At 50.8% G+C, this 15613-nt stretch carries 15 protein-coding genes; 6 read left to right on the forward strand and 9 right to left on the reverse strand.

Annotation, left to right across the window (positions count from 1 at the left end):
* Window positions 1–2: 2 nt before the first annotated feature.
* From QWY22_RS03455 to QWY22_RS03465, 3 genes are read left to right on the forward strand one after another with little or no spacing between them, the layout of a single operon-like run.
* Entirely contained in the window at window positions 3–479 is a 477-nt protein-coding gene (locus QWY22_RS03455) for a MarR family winged helix-turn-helix transcriptional regulator (RefSeq protein ID WP_300983071.1), read from the forward strand.
* Window positions 476–2200 (forward strand): ABC transporter ATP-binding protein, encoded by a 1725-nt coding sequence (locus QWY22_RS03460; protein WP_300983072.1) that lies wholly within the window; start codon window positions 476–478, stop codon window positions 2198–2200. Before QWY22_RS03455 ends, QWY22_RS03460 begins: the two co-directional genes overlap by 4 nt.
* Window positions 2197–4056: an ABC transporter ATP-binding protein gene (locus QWY22_RS03465; RefSeq protein ID WP_300983073.1), complete on the forward strand. Its 1860-nt coding sequence runs from the start codon at window positions 2197–2199 to the stop codon at window positions 4054–4056. Before QWY22_RS03460 ends, QWY22_RS03465 begins: the two co-directional genes overlap by 4 nt.
* 45 nt (window positions 4057–4101) lie before the next feature.
* On the opposite strand, the gene QWY22_RS03470 is transcribed toward QWY22_RS03465, so the two are convergent.
* The 9 genes from QWY22_RS03470 to QWY22_RS03510 form a co-directional block, all read right to left on the reverse strand.
* Entirely contained in the window at window positions 4102–4941 is an 840-nt protein-coding gene (locus QWY22_RS03470; RefSeq protein ID WP_300983074.1) for a CPBP family intramembrane glutamic endopeptidase, read from the reverse strand.
* A gap of 198 nt (window positions 4942–5139) precedes the next feature.
* Window positions 5140–6015, reverse strand: a complete 876-nt coding sequence (locus QWY22_RS03475; RefSeq protein WP_300983075.1) for a CPBP family intramembrane glutamic endopeptidase — start codon at window positions 6013–6015, stop codon at window positions 5140–5142.
* Between the two features lie 196 nt (window positions 6016–6211).
* Window positions 6212–6382 (reverse strand): hypothetical protein, encoded by a 171-nt coding sequence (locus QWY22_RS03480; RefSeq protein WP_300983076.1) that lies wholly within the window; start codon window positions 6380–6382, stop codon window positions 6212–6214.
* A gap of 289 nt (window positions 6383–6671) precedes the next feature.
* On the reverse strand, window positions 6672–7607 hold the full coding sequence (gene hutG, locus QWY22_RS03485; RefSeq protein WP_300983077.1) for a formimidoylglutamase: 936 nt from the start codon (window positions 7605–7607) through the stop codon (window positions 6672–6674).
* A 341-nt stretch (window positions 7608–7948) separates the two neighbouring features.
* Window positions 7949–8290: a winged helix-turn-helix transcriptional regulator gene (locus QWY22_RS03490; protein ID WP_300983078.1), complete on the reverse strand. Its 342-nt coding sequence runs from the start codon at window positions 8288–8290 to the stop codon at window positions 7949–7951.
* 129 nt (window positions 8291–8419) lie between these two features.
* Window positions 8420–8809, reverse strand: a complete 390-nt coding sequence (locus QWY22_RS03495; protein WP_300983080.1) for a hypothetical protein — start codon at window positions 8807–8809, stop codon at window positions 8420–8422.
* Between the two features lie 19 nt (window positions 8810–8828).
* A complete protein-coding gene (locus tag QWY22_RS03500; protein ID WP_300983081.1) occupies window positions 8829–10220 on the reverse strand; it encodes a sensor histidine kinase in 1392 nt (463 codons plus the stop codon).
* On the reverse strand, window positions 10217–10888 hold the full coding sequence (locus QWY22_RS03505; protein ID WP_074510044.1) for a response regulator transcription factor: 672 nt from the start codon (window positions 10886–10888) through the stop codon (window positions 10217–10219). The genes QWY22_RS03500 and QWY22_RS03505 overlap by 4 nt, the downstream gene beginning before the upstream one ends.
* Window positions 10889–10963: 75 nt before the next feature.
* Window positions 10964–13063 (reverse strand): MMPL family transporter, encoded by a 2100-nt coding sequence (locus QWY22_RS03510; RefSeq protein ID WP_300983083.1) that lies wholly within the window; start codon window positions 13061–13063, stop codon window positions 10964–10966.
* Between the two features lie 567 nt (window positions 13064–13630).
* Here QWY22_RS03510 and QWY22_RS03515 point away from each other — a divergent pair.
* From QWY22_RS03515 to QWY22_RS03525, 3 genes are all read left to right on the forward strand, one after another.
* Entirely contained in the window at window positions 13631–14239 is a 609-nt protein-coding gene (locus tag QWY22_RS03515; RefSeq protein ID WP_300983084.1) for a type 1 glutamine amidotransferase family protein, read from the forward strand.
* Between the two features lie 145 nt (window positions 14240–14384).
* Window positions 14385–15125 carry a hypothetical protein gene (locus QWY22_RS03520; protein WP_300983086.1) on the forward strand — a complete coding sequence of 247 codons (741 nt, stop codon included), beginning with the start codon at window positions 14385–14387 and terminating at the stop codon, window positions 15123–15125.
* A gap of 70 nt (window positions 15126–15195) precedes the next feature.
* The gene (locus QWY22_RS03525) at window positions 15196–15597 is read left to right on the forward strand and encodes a hypothetical protein (protein WP_300983087.1); all 402 of its coding nucleotides are present in this window, start codon (window positions 15196–15198) and stop codon (window positions 15595–15597) included.
* Window positions 15598–15613 lie beyond the last annotated feature (16 nt).

Below are 15613 nucleotides of genomic sequence, written 5' to 3' on the forward strand. Positions count from 1 at the left end.
CCATGAAAGAGGAAAATGAAAAGTTAACGCGTTCGATCCAGTTGATGCGGTCATTCCGGAATGTGCAGAAAAACTTGATTTGCCTGGAGCAGCAGACGGCAGCCCGGAACGGGTTGTCGATGCCGCAATACGCAATTTTGATGACGCTCGGAAAATGCAGGGAAATGACGCAGAAGAAGGTAGGGGAAGTGACGTTCCTCCCGAAAAGCACGTTGAGCCAGGCGGTGGATGGCTTGGTTCGTGACGGGTTTTTGGACCGCCGTCAAGTGGAAGACAACCGGCGAGAGATGCAGCTTGCGTTGACCGAAAAAGGCGCAGCGCTTGTCGAAGCGATCCACCAGCAAGAAGGCGGAAGCCATCAGCGGTTCCAGGAAGCTGTGGAATCGCTGAGCGATGAACAATACGAGAAACTGCTGGAGATCCACCAGCACATTTCCGCGCATTTGAACGTGCGTGAGTTAGAGGAGCAGCGCAAATGATACGAATTCTAAAAAACTTGAGTGTCTACAAATGGCTCATTGCCGCTGTCACGCTTCTGATTTTTGGCCAGTCGATGGCGGACCTCTTTTTGCCGACTTTGATGGCGGACATCATTGACAACGGCGTCGTGAAAGGGAACATCCCGTATATCTGGCAGATCGGCGGCTGGATGCTGTTGATTTCCGCACTCGGGGCGGTTGCTTCGATTACGGCGAGTTACTATTCTTCAAAAGCCGCAATGGGTTTAGGGCGTGACCTTCGCGGCCGCGTATTCAAGCATGTGGAGAAATTTTCGCTGCAGGAGTTTGACCAGGTCGGCACGGCGTCGCTTATTACCCGGACAACAAACGACATCACGCAAATCCAGCAAGTGGTCATGATGATGCTGCGCATGGTCATCAGCGCACCAATCATGCTCGTCGGCGGTTTGATCATGGCGATTTCTCAAGATGCGAAATTGTCGCTGGTCATTGTCGGCGCAATGCCGTTTCTGGCCGGTTCCATCATTTTGATTTTCAGAAAAGCGATGCCGTTGTTCCAGGAAGTGCAAAAGCGGCTAGACCGCCTGAACTTGGTGCTGCGTGAAAACCTGACCGGGATTCGCGTCATTCGGGCGTTCAATCGCGAAACGGAAGAAAAAGCCCGGCTGCAAGGAGCGAACCGTGATTTGACGGACGTCTCTATCCGGGTCAATAAAATCATGGCATTCATGATGCCGGCCATGATGCTCGTCATGAACTTGACGGTTGTCGCGGTCATTTGGTTCGGCGGCCTCCGCATTGACAATGGGGCAATGCAAATCGGTGATTTGATGGCCTTTATCCAATACGTCATGATGATCATGTTTGCACTGGTCATGGCATCGGTTATGTTCGTCATGGTGCCGCGTGCCGCCGTTTCGGCGAACCGCATCAACGAAGTGCTGGATATGAAACCGTCATTTCAGGACTTGGGCAATGATACGGCGGACCGTGAACGCGGCACGCTTGAGTTTGAAGACGTGACGTTCAGTTACCCGGGAGCCGAGAAGCCCGCGCTGTCGGACATTTCCTTCAAAGCGAAGCCGGGTGAAATCACCGCCATTATCGGCGGGACCGGCTCCGGGAAGTCGACATTGATCAACTTGATCCCGCGTTTCTATGAGATTTCAAGCGGGGCCATCCGGGTCAACGGCGTCGATATCCGGAATGCGTCGCAGGATGAAGTGCGTTCAAAGCTCGGCTTTGTGCCGCAGAAATCGATTCTCTTTACCGGTACGATTGCCGACAACATCCGCTTTGGGAAAGAAGAAGCGACGCAGGCGGAACTTGAACACGCCGCCTCGATTGCACAAGCGACTGAATTTATCAGCGGGCTGAAAGAAGGCTACGCGACGGAAATTGAGCAAGGCGGTTCGAATTTGTCGGGCGGCCAGAAGCAGCGTCTCGCGATTGCCCGGGCGCTTGTCCGGAAGCCGGATATTTATATTTTTGACGACAGTTTTTCGGCGCTTGATTTCAAAACGGATGCACGGCTCCGCAAAGCGCTGAAAGATGAAACGAAAAATGCGACGGTCTTGCTGGTGGCGCAGCGCGTCAGCACGGTCGTCGACGCCGACCGCATCATCGTCCTGGAAAACGGGCGGGTTGTCGGCATGGGCACGCACGAAGAATTGATGAACAGCAACGAAGTCTACCGGGAAATCGCCTATTCCCAGCTGTCAGAGGAGGAGATCGCATGAGCAACGAAAAACGGCCTCCAGGCGGCAGACCCGGTGGCGGTCACGGCGGGCCTCCGGGTATGAGCATGCCCGCTGAAAAGCCGAAAAACTTCAAAGTGACGTTTAGACGGCTCGTCCGGTATTTGAAGCCGCGCAGCAAGCGCTTGACGGTAGTTTTCCTCGCTGCCATTTTAAGTACGGTGTTCTCGATTGTCGGACCAAAGCTGACCGGGAACGCCATCACGGAATTGTTCGAAGGGGCATACGGCAAACTGCAGGGAACGCCGGGTGCCGGCATCGATTTTGGCGTCATCGGCGAAATCCTGTTGGTGCTGGCCGGATTGTATATCTTCAGCAGTCTCTTCAGTTATTTGATGCAGTACATCATGTCAACGGTGGCACAGGATACGGTGTATGACTTGCGCCAGGATGTGAATAAAAAACTCGAGAAACTGCCCTTGAATTATTTTGATGGCCGGCCAAACGGTGAAACCTTGAGCCGCATGACGAATGACATCGACACCATCGGCAGTACGCTGCAGCAAAGCTTGACGCAATTTATTACGTCGGTTGTGATGCTCGTCGGTATCATTGTCATGATGCTGACAATCAGTCCGTTATTGACCTTGATTGCATTTGTTTCATTGCCCCTGTCACTGTTTGTCATCCAGCCGATCTTGAAGCGGTCGCAGACACAATTCGCCAACCAGCAGCGCTCGCTCGGTGAATTGAACGGCCATATCGAAGAAATGTACACCGGGCATCCGGTGGTGAAAGCATTCGGCCATGAGAAAAAAGCAGTGGCCAAGTTTGAGCAAGTGAACGACGAATTGTACGAAGCGGGGCGGCGCGCCCAGTTTATCTCGGGGATCATCATGCCGCTCATGACGTTCATCGGCAACTTCAGCTATGTGGTGATCAGCGTTGTCGGCGGGATTCTCGTGACGCAGCGGGCGATTTCAATCGGAGACATCCAAGCATTCATCACATATTCGAAACAGTTTACGCAGCCGATCATGCAAGCGGCGAACATCGCGAACATTGTCCAGTCAACGGTGGCGGCAGCGGAACGAGTTTTTGAACTGCTCGATGAACCGGAAGAACAGAAGGAAGTCGCAGCGGTCAGCCTGGACAGAGCAAAAGGCGCGGTGGTATTCGAAGGAGTCGATTTCGGCTACGGCGAAGAATTGCTGATCCACGACATGAACATCCGAGTAAAACCGGGGCAGACGGTCGCCATCGTCGGGCCAACAGGTGCCGGCAAGACGACGTTGATCAACCTGTTGATGCGCTTTTATGAGTTGAACGCCGGACGGATCCTGATCGACGGCCTGGATACCCGCGAAATGTCCCGAAGCTCGCTGCGCAAAAGCTTCGGCATGGTGCTGCAGGATACCTGGCTTTTCAACGGCACCATCAAAGACAATATCGCCTACGGCAAAAACGGTGCGACCGACGAAGAAATCTTCGCCGCTGCCGACGCCGCGCATGCGGACCATTTTATCCGTACGCTGCCGGACGGCTATGACACCGTGCTGAATGAAGAAGCATCAAATATTTCGCAGGGCCAGAAGCAGCTCTTGACGATTGCACGCGCCATATTGGCGGACCCGCCGATCATGATTTTGGACGAAGCCACGTCAAGCGTCGATACGCGGACGGAAATCTTCATCCAGCAGGCGATGAACCGGCTGATGGAAGGGCGCACAAGTTTTGTCATTGCGCACCGCCTGTCAACCATCAAAGATGCCGATTTGATTCTCGTCATGGACAAAGGGAATGTCATTGAACAAGGCACCCATACAGAACTGCTCGAGAAAAACGGCTTTTACGCCGATTTGTACAACAGCCAGTTTTCGGAAAAAGTGGCCATTTAATTTGGATAGAAAGAAACCGCTCAACAATTTGTTGAGCGGTTTTTATTAATTTCTAAAACCTTTTTTATTGAGAAAGACGACTTTCCGGTTCCTTTTCCAAACGTTTTCACGGATCAGCCAGGCGGCAAAGCCGGCTAATAACAAGGTGCCGATGGCAAGAACGATGAGGTTCGGCACTGCTTTCTCGGTGATCTCAGACATTTCCTGCACACGCAGTGCTTCCGGCCAAGTTGGGGCATAGGCCATCGTGAGCGCATAAAAAGCGTTGTAGGCGATATGCAAAATAATCGGTGCCAGCAAATTCTGCGTTTTCAAATACAGCAAGGCCGCAATGATCCCGAACAGGAAAGCGCCAAGAATGTCATCGTGCATCAAACCGAACAACAGGCTCGAGATGAAAACACCGCCCCAGCGGGAAGTTTTCAGCACCATCCGCTTCAACAAAACGCCGCGGAAAATGAATTCTTCTGCAATCGGTTCAAGCAAAATCATGATGGCGACTGTGATGGCCAAGTAAAGCGGACTTGCCGGCAGCGCAACCGGCTCCAGCAAATATGCGGCCCATCCCGGTGCAATCGACCCGAAGACGTTCAGCTGAAGCCACAAAAAGCCCAGCGAAAAAGCGGTCGACCCAACAATCAGCCCGATGACCGCGCCAATCCAGCGTTCGATGCCTTGCGTAAAGGCGAACGTGGACAGCGTCACGCCCTGCAGGCGGAACTGGTATGTAAAGAACCAGGCGGGTACGACTCCGTAAAGAGCCACCGATACCAGGATCCATTCCAAATCTTCGCTCATCGGGAAAACGGTCGTGGCGTATATTAACGAAAGGTAAACAGTCAGCGTAATCCCGACAATGTAACGAAACTTCATTTTCTCAAACATTCGTGCACCCCTAATGTAGAATAAATCCAGTATAGCAGGAGTTTCGGCTTATGGAACTACAAATAAAGTGAAACTCCATCAGTGGTTTTTCCACTGATGGGTAGTTGAACCAATCGGGCTTTTACGGTCAGTAGACTTCCCGCTCAGAAAAGCGGGAGTCCAACTGCCCGTTAAAGCGGGGAAAATCCCGGAATGCATTTAAGGCATTTCGGGATGATGGGGTTCGTTCTGCAGGGCTTCTTGTTGTTTCTTTAAGAAGGCCTGGTACTTCTCTTCTTCTTTTTTCTTGTTCAAGCTTTGCGCCAGCCGCAGGATCACAGCGAAGATCAGGATGCTGGTGACGAACAGGACAATCGCATTCGGCACGGCTTTCGTGTAGATGTCCGCGCTTTCCATCACGGTCAGCCATTCGGGCCAGCCGGGGCTGATGAACATCAAACCGACAACAAGCGAGTTGTGGAAGATGTGCAGCAAAATCGGAATTAGCAGATTGTCCGTCAGCAAATAAAGAATCGACGCCGTCACGCCGAATAAAAACGCACCGAAAAAGTCCATATGCAGCATCCCGAACAACAGGCTCGATGTCCCGATTCCTTCCCACATCGACGTCTTGGAAATCAGGCGTTTCAGGAGAAGCCCCCGGAACATGAACTCTTCCGCAATGGGTCCGATGACCGCCACAATGAGCGATACGGTGATGAGATATGCAGTGTTGTCAGGAAACGGCGCCCGCTCGAGAAGCGAGTCGACCATCCAGGGAGCGACCGGCAGCAAGACGCGCAGCTGCAGCCAAAGCATCGCCATGGAAAAAAACGTCGACAGCGTGACGAGGCCGGCGAGCGGCACAAGCCAGCGAAAAGCGCCTTTTAAGAACACGACGCGCGACAGCGGTACTTGCTGCTTTTGAAACTGCCGTCCGAAATACAGGACCGGCACAATCACATAAAACGTCAGCTGAACGCCGACATCCAAGACGAGCGGATTTGGCGAAAGCTGCACCAGTGCGAAGGCGGCAATCAGAATTCCGAAAAACATCCAGCGGACAAAGTCACGGGTCCTCATTTCTTCAAACATGCTATGCACCGCCTCTCAGGTTGACCTAAGGCAAGCGAGAACAGTAAGGTTTGGCGACGGGGTATCCAGTTACTTATATTTTACCCGAAAATGGACAGTCTAACTATTTTGGAGGAAGTTTGGAAGAGGAAAAGTTTCTTTTTTTGAAATGAAAAACCGCCCGGAAAGGGGCGGGGAAATTCTTATGTATGAATGCTTAAAGGCCTTTTTGCTGAAGCTCCAGCTTTTTCTGTTCCAGCGCGACTTTGTCGCGTTCCAATTGGATTTTCGCGAGATTTACTTGCGATTTCATGCGCATGTCAAAGCCGGCGAGTGTCATAAAGGCGACGCCAAGTACAGCTGTCAATGCAAATACACCGATTTCCATGGAATTCCTCCTTCGTAAAAGACTTCTGCTTATTCTACGGAAGAGAGGGACAGAAGTTTCAAAGGATATCAATGTGATTAAGGGCATGTGAGTCGTATTTCTTCCACTTCTAGTCGTATTTTCTGGACTACTGGTCGTATTTCCCAGACTACTGGTCGTATTTCAGCCGTTGCCGGTCGTATGCCCGCGGCTGCCGGCTGAATCTCACAAAACCGCAACCCCTTTAAAGAATAGATGCCCAAACATAAAAAAACGCACCAGCCAAGTTCAGCTGGTGCACTAAAAAGCTTTAATTAAACGCAGCCATCACTTCGGCTACTAAATACGCTGCAAGCTTTGTGGTCTTGCCGTTCTCGTCAATTGTCGGGTTGACGTCGGAGATATCGAAGCTTTGCACTTTTTGGTTGACAACGATGTGCCATAGCAATTGCCGCACGACAACCGGTTCAAGCCCGAACGGCGACGCGTCGACGATGCTCGGGGCATGGAACGACGACAGCGATTCCATGCAAAAGCTGACAATGACGTGGTCGTGCTTTTCGCAAAATGCATCGATGACGTTTTGAGTGCTTTGCAGATCACGCAGTGCAAGGTCTTCCGCGAGCACATACTGCGCGCCGAGTTTGTCGGCCTGATTGAATGTGGCACGTGTGTTGCCGAGCGGCTGAACGCCCAGCACCAGGTAGCCGGCGTTGTCATCCGACTCCAGGATTTGTTTGAACATCGTCCCGGCATGCGGGCGATCCGACTCCTGCAGATCGAAATTGGAATCGATGCTGATGATGCCGATTTTTGCATCGGGGCCGAAAAAGCGCCGCGCTCCCCAATAATGGCCGTAGGTGGTTTCGTGTCCGCCGCCGAGGATGATCGGCGTCGATCCGCAGCGCAGCAAATTGCTGACGTGTTCGCCCAGTTCCCGCTGCGCTTTTTCCATTTTGCCGTCTTTTTGCATCACGGTGCCGGCATCAATCAGCTGGCGCCCGCCCAAATGATCGGGCAATTGTGCGAGCTGGCTCCGGATCTGGTCTGGTGCTTCAGCAGCTCCGGCCTGTCCGCCGCTGCGCTGTACGCCTTCATCGCATTCAAAGCCGAGGATGGAAAAGGAACCTTTCGGCGCTTCAATGCTGCTGACGAATTCGACGCTTTGGTGAAAGCGGAAACTGTCCCGGTCTGACTCGCTGTCAATCGGTCCGTGCCAAAAATGCTTTCTCGGTAATTTATACAAATAGAACACCTCGAGTAAATATATTATAAAGCTTCATCTTTCTATTGTAATGAATTTCAGGGAGCTGTGCATGAAAACATTCCCCAAACGGCAAAGAACAAAAAAGGAGTTGTCCCAAAAGCAATTTGGGACAACTCCTTTGCGACGAAGCAAACGTAGCGATGCAACGGTTTTTCATGTCTCGAAGCTAGCGCAGCGATGCAGAGACAGGAGCAATAGTATTCCCTTACGCTTTATTAGAAGAAGGGGCTGTCCCATAAGTCTATTGTTCGACTTATGGGACAGCCCCTTCTTATTTATTTGGTCATTCTGCTTTTTTGATTCAAAAAGAGCCTGTCGCATTAAGAGGATTCATTGTCAGATGGGCGTTCGATTTCCATGTACTGCCGGGCCCATTGCTGCAAGGGCTGGAGGCTGTCTGCCAAAGCGCTGCCTTTTTCGGTCAAGCGGTAGGACATAGCTCCGGATGCGCTGCTATCCACGGCTTTCTCAATCAAACCTTCTTCTGCAAGTTCGGAAAGCTTCAGCGACAGCGATCTGGAGGTGATGCCCTTAATGTCGCGCTTAATGTCCGAAAAACGCGCCGTCTGGTTTTCACATAGCGATAAATAATGGACGAGCTGTCCGTTCCATTTTTTCCCGAGCACCTGAAAAGACGCTTCTATATATGGAGAGACTTTCATTTTTATCACTCCTTAACAAAATTGCGAGCGCTATAAAGATTGTTCTAGTATAAAAAGTATACTTTCAAACGGTATTAGATGAAAACGGCCTCTTCCGGGTTTTATCCCCTGAAAAAGGCCTATTCATTTTTACTCTTTTTCCGTCAAGAACGTAATGACCACAAACAACAGGAAAGCGAGCAAGAGCAGCGAACCGCCGATGATGAACAGAATCATCACCAATGTTTCATTCCAATTGAACGGATTCAAGTTGTAGATCCACATGCCGGCCGTTAAACCAAAGGCGCCGAGCATGGCGAGCACGCTGTGGATGGCAACCAATTTCTTGTACTTGACCGTATAGACGCGGTAGAAAATACCCCAGGCAAATACCGATAGCCAGCCGACGACCAGGATGTGGGCGTGGACAGGGCGCAGCGAATAATCCATTTCGCCTGCCATTTGTGAACCAAGAAATGTGCCAATAAAGCCAAAAATGGCTGCGAACTGGATCAAACGTAGACTCCAGGTTTTTTCCATAGTAAGAACCTCCAGTAAGTTAATGTTTCGTTTCCGGATGCGGGAAGGTGATGGTAAATTCACTTCCTTCTCCGGCACGGCTTTGGACTCTGATCGTTCCGCCGTGCAGCGTGACGATTTGCTGGACGATGGACAACCCGAGCCCGGTGCCGTCGTTTTTGCGTGCCGCATCAACGCGGTAAAAGCGCTCGAACAGCTGCGGGATGGCGTCTTCCGCAATGCCAATGCCGCTGTCTTTGAACGACACCGCTATCCCATTATCAGACGAACGCAAGTTGATTTCAATACTGCCGCCGGGTTTATTATACTTGATGGCATTGGTCAGCAGGTTGTCCCAGACGTTTTGGAGCAGTTCCGCATCTCCGTGGAATAAAACCGGGGCCAGCTTGTACGAGATGTCGATGTCTTCCTCTTCCAGGCGCCAGCGGTATTTCTGCACGACGCTTTTCAAACTTTCATCGAGTCGGAACTCGGCAGCTTTCATCGGGTAGGCGCCTTGGTCTAGCGAAGTCAGCAGCAGCAATTGCCGCGTCAGGCTGGACAGCCGTTTCGCTTCCTGGTCGATGATCGACGTGTAGGCAAGGCGGTCGCTGTCTGACAGGTCCGGCGACTTTAACAGGTCTGCATAGCCCTGGATGTTCATGAGCGGCGACTGGAAATCGTGCGAGACGTTATTGATGAACGATTTCCGCGCCAGGTCGTTATGCTTCAATTGCGTCTGCATCAAGTTGAAGCTTTCCGACAGCTGGCCGATCTCGTCGTTGCGCTTGATTTCCAGTGGGTAGCTATAGTTTTCGCGTGCAATGTAGCGGGTCGCTTCGGTCAATTGGACAATCGGACGCGTCAATTGGCGGGCCATCCAGATCATGCCAAGTATGCTGACGATGCCGATGGCGCCGACAAACCCAATCAGGACGGCGTGGATATCCGTGGCGACGAGCTCTGTGTCGGTACGGATAAAAAGGCCGTACGGTTCATCATTAAACGTAAACGGCACACCGACCGTATTGTGGAGCTTGTTTGTAAAATGCGCAATCATGAAAATCTGGCTCGAGAAGTCATTCAGGCCGGTATAGATGTCGCCGTCCGTTATAACGCGTTCCGCTTCTTTTGGCAGTGCTGTATCGTCAAAAGAATCCCCGTAAAACTTTTTCTGGCCATCGCTGTCGACGACTGCAATCTGGTAGCCAAGGTTGGAAACAGCGTCCAGGTACCGGTCAAAGCTATTGTCGGAATGGGGCACGGCTTTCAGCGTCTGGACGATTTCCTTGGCAATGCCGACATCCTGTTCGATGGCTTCTTCTTTTGTGACAGCCAAGTAAAACAAATTGGCGAGTGTAAAGCCGATCAAAATGGAAATGGCCAGGATGAACAGCGTGGAAACGATAAATTGGCGGTACAGCGACTTCATTTCGGTGCCTCGAGTTTATAGCCGATGCCGCGCAGTGTATGGATTTCGACATTGGCGCCGTAGCGCTTCAGCCGGTCCCGTATACGGTTGATATGGGTGTTCAAGGTCATTTCATTGCCTTCGTTGTCTTCGCCCCAAACCTGTTCCATCAACAAGCTGCGGGGAGTCGCCATATTGGCGCGCGCCGCCAGGACCGACAGGATTTCGAATTCCTTCAGCGGCAGGATCAAAGTTTCATGGTCGATGGCCACTTCGAAATTGCGGCGGTTGATCGACAGATTGCCGGCGTTCAGATTTTCCTGCAGGGAACGCTCAGAACGCCGGAGCACGACTGCGACACGGAACAACAGCTCGCGCGGTTCAAACGGTTTGACCATATAATCTTCGGATCCGGACAGGAAGCCTTTTTCCTTGTCGTCAAGCTGCCCCTTTGCCGTCAGCAGAATTACCGGGATTTCCAGCTCCTGCGTCAGGATTCGGGTCAGTTCAAACCCATCCATTCCGGGCATCATGACGTCGACAATGGCCAAGTCGACGGTGAGCTCTTCAAGCAGCAGGAGTGCCTGTTCAGCGTCACTTGCCTTGTAGACGGTATAGCCTTCCTTGCCGAGATGAATCGCGACCAGCTGCTGAATATAAAGGTCGTCGTCCACGACGAGTATTTTCATTGGAATTCCTCCCCATCAATAGAAAGCCCGGCATAATTGGTAGCCGGGCTATCAGCTCATTCCATTATGCAGGGTTTACTTATCTTTTTCAAAAAACAAAATCAGGGCCGGGAGCAGCATGCCGCGCACGAGGAACGTATCGATCAGGATCCCGATGGACACCATAAAGCCGAAGACGAACAAATCGGCGATCGGCATCGTCGTAAGGGCTGCGAATGTTGCTGCCAGAATGATTCCGGCGCTTGATATGACGCCGCCGGTATTACGGATCGCCACTTCAAGTGCATCTTTCACTTTCCGTGTTTTCCGCTCTTCCATAAAGCGCGATACCAGGATGATGTTGTAGTCAATGCCGAGTGCGACCAGGAAGATGAACGCATAGACCGGCACGCGCGTACTGATGGCATCAAAACCGAACAGCACATCGATAAGGAAAATTCCCAAGCCTAGCGCTGATACATAAGAGAATAGGATGGTTGCCATCATATAGAACGGCATTTTCCATGAACGGGTCAGGACAAACAAGAGCACCAGAATCAAAATCGTTTCAAGCGCTACGATTTTGTAGATGTCGCTGTTGTTGACGTTGCGTTCGTCCACCAGTTTTGGCGTGATGCCGCCGAAATGCGTTTCACCGTCAATTCCCGCTTCTTCAAGAAGGGCTGCGCTGTCATCCCGCAAGCTTTCCACGAAATCAAGCGCTTCTGTTGTATATGGGTTAATGGACAAGGCTAAGTTGTATTTCACGGCTTCGCCGTTTTCGGTTTGGCCGGAAAGACGGGCAGAGGCAATTTCGTCATAAGCTGTCAATTGCTCAGAAAGAGCAGCAGCTGCTTCTTCCGAAATCGGCTCATCGCTGACGACCAAAAGAGTAGAAGGGGCGATTTCGCCTTTGTCGAATTTCTCTTCGACAATTTCATAGCCGACGCGTGATGGCATATCATCCGGGAATGATTTCACGGTGTCAAATTCAAATTCCAGGTTGATAACATTGATGGCCGAGATGATCATCAAAATTGCGACAAGGCCACCGGACAATACAGGTTTGTTGACGACAAATTTCGCAACTGGCCCCCAGATACCGTGCTTGACGTTTTTCGCGTCGCCGTATTTCGGCACTTTCGGCCAGAACGCTTTACGGCCGAACAGTGTGAAGAGTGCCGGCACTAATGTAATCGACGCAATCATGATGACAAATACCGCAGTCCCGAAAATCGGTGCGAAGTTCGCGTAATCGCGGAAGTCCGCAAAGAATAGGACAAGCATTGCTGCAAGTACGGTGCCGCCTGCGAAGAAGACCGGTTCACCGGTTGCGCGCATGGCGTATTTCATCGCTTTGTATTTGCTTTCATAATGGTTCAGTTCTTCGCGGTAGCGGGAGAACACAAACAGCGAGTAGTCGATGACGGCCGCGAACAACAGAATGCTCATGATCGACGTCGTCTGGCTCGTCAGTTCCAAGCCGCCTTTGCCCATATAGGCAAGCGTCTGGTTGACCACTTGATAAACGATGCCGGTTGCCAGAAGCGGAATAATTGCCAATAGCGGCGAACGGTAAATCACAATCAATAGAACCAGGATAATCAAAACGGTTGCAATCAATAGCACAAAGTCCGCTTCTTCAAACAGTTTCACGGTATCGCCTGCAATGCCGGCCGGTCCTGTGATGTAGAATTCCATGTTATTGAAATCAGCGGCGATGTCGCTGCCAATTTGGGACGCTTCATCGTTGATCTCCGCGAAATCGGCGCTGCCAAGCCCTGCTTCGAGCGTCATCGGGATGATCATCGTGGTGTTGTCTTCAGAATAAAAGCCTTCCAAGGCAGGCGGTGGAAGCTGGCTGATGTCGACAATCGAGTCGATGCCTTCAATCTTAGCGTCCGTAATGCCTGCCAGGATGTCCTGGACGGCTGTTAAATCGACGTCGCCTTCCGCGTTATGGAAGACGAGGATGCCGGGGGTGCCCTGGTCATCCGGGAAATACTCTTTCAGTTTCTGGTCCGCAATGATCGACTGGGCATCATCCGGCAACGACTGGAAGTTTGCGACTTTGTAGTCGTTCAGACTAGGTCCGAACGTCAGGCCGACCGCGAGAACAATCCAGGCAATGATAGTGATCCACATGCCGCGTTTCGTGGAGACCCAGTCGGTGATCGGGTTCAAGAACTTATTCATGTTTGCCACTCCTCTTTTAGTTTAAAAATGATACCTCCGTTATGATAACGGACGAATATAAATTGAATATCAATTTTTGATGGCAGGAGTTTGAACAGTTGTGTATTTTATAAAAATCGAAGAAATTGCTTCAGATGGATGCTTTCTTGCAAGGGGAGTAAGGTTTTCTTCTTATCCGATATTCCGCAAAACAGCTCCGCTTTCCAGCGGGCGAGCGCCAAGCCTCCTCATCGCTTCGCGATTGCGGGGTCTCGGCTTTCTCTCTTTCCCGCGGGAAAGACATTAGCCGAAGCCTGCAAGGCTAAGTCTTTGCGACGAAGCGCATCGCGCTGCAGGAGCAGCGGTCTTTTTGTTTCGAAGCTAGCGAAGCGCTGCAGAAACAGTAAGATTTTCTTCGCTGTTTTGCTCCATATCTTGGCTTAAATTTAATTAAGGAAAGGTAGATTTACAAGACATTTGATTCCTGCTTTTATACGTATGCCAAGGTCATTTGGAGTGCTATAATGCAGGTAAGAAAAAGGTTCAGAATGGTTGTAAGGGGAGTTTAATTTGAAAGGAGTGAATGGAATGAGTGTGAAGGAAGTGCTGTTTGTAGTGCTGGAGGAGTATGCGGATTGGGAAGCGGCGTCAATTGCTGCGGCGTTGAACGAGGAGCCGGAGACGAGCGAGCGGAAATACCGGGTGAAGACGGTATCGCTCACGAAAGATCCGGTGACGTCGATCGGCGGATTCCGGACAGTGCCTGATTATACCGTGGACGAAGTGGGCGACGATTTTGCGGGGCTCGTGCTGATCGGCGGGAACTCATGGCAGAAAGAGGAGAGCAAGCCGGTCATGGAGCTTGTGCAAAAGGCGCTGGATCACGGCAAAGTGCTGGGTGCCATTTGCGGAGCAACAGAATTTCTGGGGATGAACGGCGTTTTGAATACGATTCAGCATACGGGCAACCGCTTGGAGGAACTGCAGGAAGCGGCTGGCGAGAATTATACGAATGCTGCCCGTTATGTGGAAGAGCAGGCAGTCCGTGATGGAAACGTGATTACTGCAAACGGCTCGGCGTACCTTGAATTTGGCAAAGAAGTGATGACGGCGCTTGAGTCAGCGCCGCAAGAAGAGATTGATGAATGGTACGAGTTCTTCAAAAGCGGATATTATGAGTTTATGCAGAATAAGTAGGAGATGAACCGTAGTCGCAGGGCTGCGGTTTTTTTGACCAAATTTAAATGGTGATCGCCGAATTCATCCATGAAGGCGGCTGTTTGCCTGTCATCAAGGCTATACAATTTTCATTCCAAAGACGATTTTCTGGAGGGGTGTGGCCATGTTCATTCCAAGTCTGCTTGTCATTATCGGCTTTATGATTGTGCACATCTTTACGAATGCCATCAAGCGCTTGGAGAAGCGGATGACGAACCGGCTTGTGTCGCTCGTTTCGGGTGGCTCCATCGCTTACGTACTGCTGCATCTGGTGCCCGAACTGACGCATTACCAGGACGTTGCACATGAAGCGGCCTTGGTTCCCTGGCTTGAAAAAGTGGATTACGTCACGTATATGTCGGCGCTGCTCGGCGTCGCGGTTTTTTACGGCATCAATCAGTTGAGCGAGAAATCCGAGCGGGAAAACCGGCGGAAAGAGAATCTGACGCGGCCATCCGTTCCGGTCTTTGTTCTAGAAATCAGCGCTTTTGCTTTGTACAACGGCTTGATCGGCTATTTGCTTCAGGAGCTGAGCGGTGACAATATTGCCGCTTATATCGTTTACTTTGTTGTCTTTTCGTTCCATTTCATCGCCAACAACCGCATTCTCCATTTGACGCATGAAGACCTCTACACGCGGGTCGGAAGATGGGTGTTGGCTTTTTCTGTTTTGGCCGGATGGATTCTTTACGAAGTAACTCATGCCAGCGATTTGACCTTGGCGTTCATGTCGTCGTTTCTCACGGGCGGCGTGGTCTTGAACATCCTGAACGACGAATTGCCGGAAGAACGGGAAAGCAGTTTCCCTGCGTTTATCGTGGGTATGGTTTTTATCGCCATCCTGCTTCAAGTGATTATTGTGTAAATAACTCTTTTGATTAGTGGCATTGAACATCTCCTCCAGGTTCGTTAAGGTTTAGAAGGAGGGGATTTAGGTGCAATATTTCACAGGTTTTTTTATCATGCTTACGGTGATGCTGGTTGTGATCGTGTCCAGCAGGTATTTGCTTGGTTGGATTAAATTAATCATTACAGCTTATTATGTGGGCATTTCCTTTTTGTTCATCACCATTACCAATAAAATTAATGAGAAGTACGCAGATGTGATTCCGGTTCCTGATGCCTATTGGGATGAAAATACCAAATGGGCCTTCACGGTTTCCAATTTGCTGTTTGTGCCGTTCACTGGAATCCTGATTTTCATTTACATCAAATGGATTGCGAAAGTTAAAAGCCGGACGGCTAAGGCCATGATCGGGTTGAGCATCATTCCGGCTGCAATCTTGCTTTTCTTTTGCTACACTTTTTTTAATTTTGCTTATGGCTACCGGCCTTAAAAAGCCAGACAAAACG

It is taken from the genome of Planococcus liqunii (assembly GCF_030413595.1).
GTDB classification, from domain to species: Bacteria; Bacillota; Bacilli; order Bacillales_A; family Planococcaceae; genus Planococcus; species Planococcus liqunii.